Origin of the sequence: uncultured Vibrio sp., assembly GCF_947488985.1 — a bacterium.
Taxonomy (GTDB): Bacteria; Pseudomonadota; Gammaproteobacteria; order Enterobacterales; family Vibrionaceae; genus Vibrio.
Map to the genome: position 1 here is coordinate 1 of NZ_CANLBV010000141.1, position 5,844 is coordinate 5,844.

The 5,844-nt window shown below is 43.6% G+C and carries 5 protein-coding genes and 4 tRNA genes; 3 read left to right on the forward strand and 6 right to left on the reverse strand.

Annotated elements, in window-relative coordinates; all coding sequences use genetic code 11:
* Window positions 1–172: 172 nt before the first annotated feature.
* From Q1A70_RS18545 to Q1A70_RS18560, 4 genes are all read right to left on the reverse strand, one after another.
* Window positions 173–248 (reverse strand) — tRNA-Thr (locus Q1A70_RS18545).
* 13 nt (window positions 249–261) lie between these two features.
* Window positions 262–336 (reverse strand) — tRNA-Gly (locus Q1A70_RS18550).
* A 39-nt stretch (window positions 337–375) separates the two neighbouring features.
* Window positions 376–460, reverse strand: a tRNA-Tyr gene (locus tag Q1A70_RS18555).
* Between the two features lie 46 nt (window positions 461–506).
* Window positions 507–582: transfer RNA gene (locus tag Q1A70_RS18560), tRNA-Thr, on the reverse strand.
* Between the two features lie 209 nt (window positions 583–791).
* Here Q1A70_RS18560 and coaA point away from each other — a divergent pair.
* The gene (coaA, locus tag Q1A70_RS18565; RefSeq protein ID WP_299695116.1) at window positions 792–1,715 is read left to right on the forward strand and encodes a type I pantothenate kinase; all 924 of its coding nucleotides are present in this window, start codon (window positions 792–794) and stop codon (window positions 1,713–1,715) included.
* A gap of 4 nt (window positions 1,716–1,719) precedes the next feature.
* Here the strand turns inward: coaA and birA are convergent, their stop codons facing one another.
* Window positions 1,720–2,685, reverse strand: coding sequence for a bifunctional biotin--[acetyl-CoA-carboxylase] ligase/biotin operon repressor BirA (gene birA / locus Q1A70_RS18570; protein ID WP_299695120.1), 966 nt, complete (start codon window positions 2,683–2,685; stop codon window positions 1,720–1,722).
* The gene (gene murB, locus Q1A70_RS18575; protein ID WP_299695123.1) at window positions 2,682–3,728 is read right to left on the reverse strand and encodes a UDP-N-acetylmuramate dehydrogenase; all 1,047 of its coding nucleotides are present in this window, start codon (window positions 3,726–3,728) and stop codon (window positions 2,682–2,684) included. Before murB ends, birA begins: the two co-directional genes overlap by 4 nt.
* A 66-nt stretch (window positions 3,729–3,794) precedes the next feature.
* Here murB and Q1A70_RS18580 point away from each other — a divergent pair, with 66 nt between their 5' ends.
* Both Q1A70_RS18580 and pssA read left to right on the forward strand, forming a co-directional pair.
* On the forward strand, window positions 3,795–4,226 hold the full coding sequence (locus tag Q1A70_RS18580) for a GNAT family N-acetyltransferase (protein ID WP_299695128.1): 432 nt from the start codon (window positions 3,795–3,797) through the stop codon (window positions 4,224–4,226).
* 91 nt (window positions 4,227–4,317) lie between these two features.
* Complete coding sequence (gene pssA, locus Q1A70_RS18585) at window positions 4,318–5,658, forward strand: CDP-diacylglycerol--serine O-phosphatidyltransferase (protein WP_299695131.1); 1,341 nt, start codon at window positions 4,318–4,320, stop codon at window positions 5,656–5,658.
* Window positions 5,659–5,844 lie beyond the last annotated feature (186 nt).

Below are 5,844 nucleotides of genomic sequence, written 5' to 3' on the forward strand. Positions count from 1 at the left end.
TGTTTTACCGTGGTCAACGTGGCCGATAGTACCAACGTTTACGTGCGGTTTCGTACGTTCAAATTTTTCTTTAGACATGGGGTGTCCCTCTAGGTACGGATTAGGTGGCTTAATATAAGACCACGCAACCAAAAAAATGGTTTTCTTTATTAAAGGAGAAGAAGCTTTAGACTGGTGCTAATACCCAGAGTCGAACTGGGGACCTCACCCTTACCAAGGGTGCGCTCTACCGACTGAGCTATATCAGCACACAAAATGAGTTGGAGCGTGCAGCGGGAATCGAACCCGCATCATCAGCTTGGAAGGCTGAGGTAATAGCCATTATACGATGCACGCAACACGTAACTCTGCTTGAGCTATTTAACCTTTAGAATTTGGTGGAGGGGGACGGATTCGAACCATCGAAGGCAGTGCCAACAGATTTACAGTCTGCTCCCTTTGGCCACTCGGGAACCCCTCCAAATTTTGAACTTTCTCTCGCTTGCCTAAATTAGGAAGGAAGAAAGTGGTGCCGACTACCGGAATCGAACTGGTGACCTACTGATTACAAGTCAGTTGCTCTACCTACTGAGCTAAGTCGGCACAAGTGGGGCGCATTTTATTGAATGATTTTCCACCTTGCAATAGCAAATTGAAAAAAAATACAAATTTCTCTTACCAAGTACCTACATACGGTAATTTGGCTCAAGGTTTCCATCTTTAATCCACATCCGATACAGGAAGATATTTTATTTATCTACCGCTTGATGTATTTTCCATGCACTGTTTTGTTTCCCACTATAGAGTTTTGTATGAGCCCATTTATGTCATTTGACCGTGCACACTGGTCTGAACTAAGAAATTTAGTTCCGATGACACTTTCTGAGAGCGACTTAAAAGAGCTTCAAGGCATCAATGAAAAGCTCACAATGGAAGAGGCGGTAGAGATCTACCTACCACTCTCTCGCCTATTGAATCTCTATGTGGCAGCTAGGCAAAATAGAAATTCAGTCCTTCATCAGTTTCTGGACAAGAAAGAGAAGGCGCCACCTTTTATTATCGGTATTGCCGGCAGTGTTGCTGTAGGAAAAAGTACGACTGCCCGTCTACTTAAAGCCCTACTTTCTCGCTGGGAAAATCACCCTAAAGTGGAACTCGTGACAACCGATGGCTTTTTATATCCAAATGAAGTGTTAGAAGAGAAAGGCTTGATGAGTAAAAAGGGATTTCCAGAATCTTACGATATCAAGCGCTTAGTAAGATTTGTCTCGGACGTCAAAGCCTGTAAGCGAAATGTCACTGCGCCCGTGTACTCACACCTTACTTATAACATTACGGATGATGTTAAATGTGTAGACCTGCCAGACGTTCTCATTATTGAGGGGCTAAACGTCTTACAAAGCGGCATGAACTATCCACACGAGCCTCACCGTGTGTTTATTTCTGACTTCCTCGACTTTTCACTCTATGTGGATGCCGATAGTCGGCAAATTAAGGAGTGGTACATCAATCGCTTTATGAAATTCCGCGAGGGGGCATTTACTAAGCCAGGTTCGTATTTTAGTCATTACACCAAACTATCGGATCAAGAGGCATTGGATAAAGCAGAGACAATATGGAGTTCAATCAATGGCTTGAACTTGGAAAAGAACATCCTTCCGACCCGGGAAAGGGCTCAACTCATATTGCGTAAAGGGACGAATCACATGGTGGAAGAAGTGTTACTAAGAAAATAGTAAATTAGCTTCCGTTCCTGAGAGAGATCTCCCCGCCAATATAGCGTTCGATACCATTATCAGTTTTCAGCAGCACTGCACCCTGCTCGTCGATGCCTTGCACAACACCTTCTATCTCTCTAGGTCCAATAATAAGTTTTACATTGCGACCTAAGAAGTTATCTAAACGATTCCAGCGCTCGACAAAGTTTGACATCCCCTTCATCTCATAGTCACTCAAGGTTTTGTCCCAAGCATGAATCAGGGTCTGAGCAAGATGATTGCGGTCTAATACTTTTCCATCACAAACTTCTTTCAAAGAGGTCCATGGTTGGCCAATGCCTGAAGTTGAGGGATCCATGGATAGATTAAGCCCTAAGCCAACAACAATATGAGCCGCACCACCAGATTGCCCTGACAATTCAACCAAGATACCCGCGAGCTTCTTATCATTGTGATAAAGATCATTCGGCCATTTCAGTTTAACGCCTTCTACGCCCATCTCTTCCAAAGCTTCAACAACCGCCACCCCTACCACAAGGCTTAAGCCCATTGCGGCAGCCATCCCAGCGTCGAGTCTCCAATACATTGAAAGATAGAGATTTGCACCGAATGGCGATACCCACTCTCGCCCACGACGCCCACGTCCTGCAGCTTGATATTCAGCAATGCAAACAGAACCTGATTCGAGAGTGCCAGTGCGTTCTAGTAGATACTGGTTGGTAGAACCTATGATTGAAATCAGCTCAAGAGAAGCATCGTGGTTAACAGCAGACAATTTTCGTTGGTCAAGCATATCTAAACGGCTAGCGAGCTTATAGCCCTTACCTTGTACTCGGTAGATATCCAATCCCCACTCTTGGATACCTTTAATGTGCTTACTGATCGCCGCGCGTGATACACCGATCATTTCACCTAAATCTTCACCGGAATGAAACTCGCCGTCAGCAAGGCATCTCAATAGTGCAAGCTTGGTACTGTGTTCTCTCATACTAATGACTCCAAGGCCTTATCTAGGTTTGTCTCGCAATCTCGCCCCATAAAACGCACTTCATGTTCCAATCGAATATCGAATTTAGTCAAGACGGACTGGCGCACTCGCTCTGCTAGCTTGAGAATATCGACGGCAGAAGCCTCATCATAATTGATGATAACCAATGCTTGGTTGGGGTGAACCTGAGCCCCCCCTTCTGTCACCCCCTTGAACTGACATTGATCAATCAACCAGCCTGCAGCGACTTTGATCCTGTCCTGACTCTCATAACCGACAATATTTGGGTATAAGGCTAACAGGCGATCAAAATGATCTTTGGTGATCACCGGATTTTTGAAGAAGCTACCCGCATTCCCTTGTACTTTAGGGTCTGGCAACTTACTTGTGCGGATAGCACAGACTTCATCAAATATAGTACGAGGAGAGAGAGTATCAGCTGCTAGACTTTTTAGCGGGCCATAGTGATGACATGGCTGCCACTCTTTCGGCAGCGTTAAACCGAGCGCAACTACGATCGCTTTGCCATAGAGGGCGTGTTTGAAAATAGAATCTCGATAACCAAAGAGACACTGTTCTTTGCTTAATCGCTTAACTGTATAAGTATCCAGACACAGGATATCGACATACTCACATACGTCTTGAAGTTCAACACCATACGCACCAATATTCTGGATCGGCGCAGAGCCTGAGCAGCCAGGTATCATGGCTAGATTCTCTAGACCTCCTAGCCCTTTATCGACACTCCACTCAACTAATCTTGGCCAATCCTCACCACCACTAACATGCAGAAGATGATGGCTGTCTGTCTCGGTCAACTCAATCCCGGCTATTTTATTCACAATGATCAAGCCAGCGAAGTGCTCAGTAAAAAGCATATTGCTACCCTTACCTAATATTAACTTAGGTAATGTTGACCATTTGGGGTCTTGATAAACCGATATCAGTTCTTCGATAGTGGTCACTTCCACCAACGCATCACACGTCTGATCGATGGAAAAAGTATGAACTTTTTTTAAACTAGCATTGAGATGGAATTGCATGGCGATATTCAATTAACTTACACTGCGATCATTCTACAGCAGATAAACCAATGGCGCAGTGACTGAATGAATAATGTCATCATTACCCAATTAGACCCATTAAAGGTTCCCCTTGTTAAGCGTTTCTATAAAGAACATTACCCAACAGGGAAAGCTAATAAGAGTGAACTGATCTATTCGTTATTACTGGATAACGAGCTGTGCGGTGTCGTGCGTCTTCGTACAGTAGAAAATAATCGCTTACTTACCGGTATGGCGATATCAAAACAACATCGTGGTAAGCAATTAGGCTCTCAGCTTATGGATTTTTGTGCACAACACACGCTTACGGAAAACGATTACTGCTTTGCCTACGCTCATCTCTTCAATTTTTACGCGCGACACCAATTCGTACAAGTAGCCCCTCAAGATCTGCCAAATGGTTTAAGAGTTTTATACGAGCGCTATTCGAATAGCGGAAAAGATCTCATTCCTATGCATTATCAGCAAAATTGTTAGCGAATGCCTCGATTATCTAGTATTTAACGCCATCCCTTTGGTAAAATTAAAAGTTCGCAATTTTGCATATTTTTAAGGTAAAACAGTCAATATGATTGCCAGTAGGAATCCATTCATACAGTTGCCAACCATAGCGCAGAATCCTGACAAGTTTGAAGTACTGCTATCAGCGCAAGAGTTTCGAATTCGCCTACTTGATGAGATATCTCGCGCAACGACTCGTATTAGTTTAGTCGCTTTGTATCTTGAAGATGATGAGGCTGGCCGTGAGATCCTAACTGCCTTATATGAAGCAAAGCAAACGAATCCAGAATTAGACGTGAGTGTGTGTGTCGATTGGCACCGTGCACAGCGTGGATTGATTGGCGCAGAGTCTTCTGAAGGCAATGCAGCGATGTATAAAGAGTTCGCAGAAAAATATCAGCACGCAATTCCAGTCTATGGTATTCCGGTTCGCGGTAAAGAAGTCTTTGGCGTACTACACTTAAAAGGCTTTATCATCGATGACAGCGTGATATACAGCGGTGCCAGCCTTAACAATATCTACTTGAATTACCATGACCGCTATCGCTTCGATCGCTACCACGTTTTAAACAATGCAGCGCTTGCTGATTCAATGTTTACGTATGTACATGAACAGATGATCGCGGACAGTGCCGTTAATGACTTAGCAGACAAGAATAAGCCAGTAACTAAAGAACTAAAGCCAGCGATCCGCCAGTTTCGTGCATCTCTAGCCAGATCTCAGTACCAGTTTGATGGTCAGGAAGTTTCGCCAGAGCAAGTTGCTGTAACACCGCTAGTCGGGATCGGCAAACGACGTAATCGTCTTAACCAAGGCATAAATCAACTAGTCGCTCAGGCTAAAGACGAGATCTTCATTTGCACCCCTTACTTTAACTTCCCTCCTAGCCTAGCTAAAGAAGTTAAAAAGGCGCTTAAGCGTGGTGTAAAGGTCAGCATTGTTGTTGGTGACAAAACGGCGAATGATTTCTTCATATCTCCAGAAGAAGAGTTTAAAACGATTGGTGGCTTGCCATATCTTTATGAGCTGAACTTACGTCGCTTTGCTAAAGCTAATGAAGCACATATTGCAAGCCGCAATCTATCGATTCAACTTTGGCGACACGACTCTAACAGCTTCCACCTAAAAGGCATTTGGGTCGATAAGCGCTACATGCTACTTACCGGTAATAACCTAAACCCTAGAGCTTGGAAATTAGACCTAGAGAACGGCATCTTTATCCAAGATAACTATCACCACCTAACTGACAAGTTCCAAGCTGAAGTAGATAACATTCTTCAACACACTCAGCTTATTTGTACTTATAAGCAGTTAGACAAAGTAGATAGCTACCCAGAAGAAGTTCAAAAGCTGATTCGCAAGATTACGCGAGTGAAAGCTGACAGAGTACTTAAACAAATACTCTAGTGAACATACGCAAGATATGATTTACCAACGCCTAGCAAACGCTAGGCGTTTTTGTATTTATAAGTGCACTAAGTAGTAATAAATGGAGCTTTTGGTATGGGCGTAGTAGTACCAATTTGATTAAATTTCTGATCTAATAGTAACTCTGCTCGGAGGTACTATATGGACATTAATTTCCCTCAACTG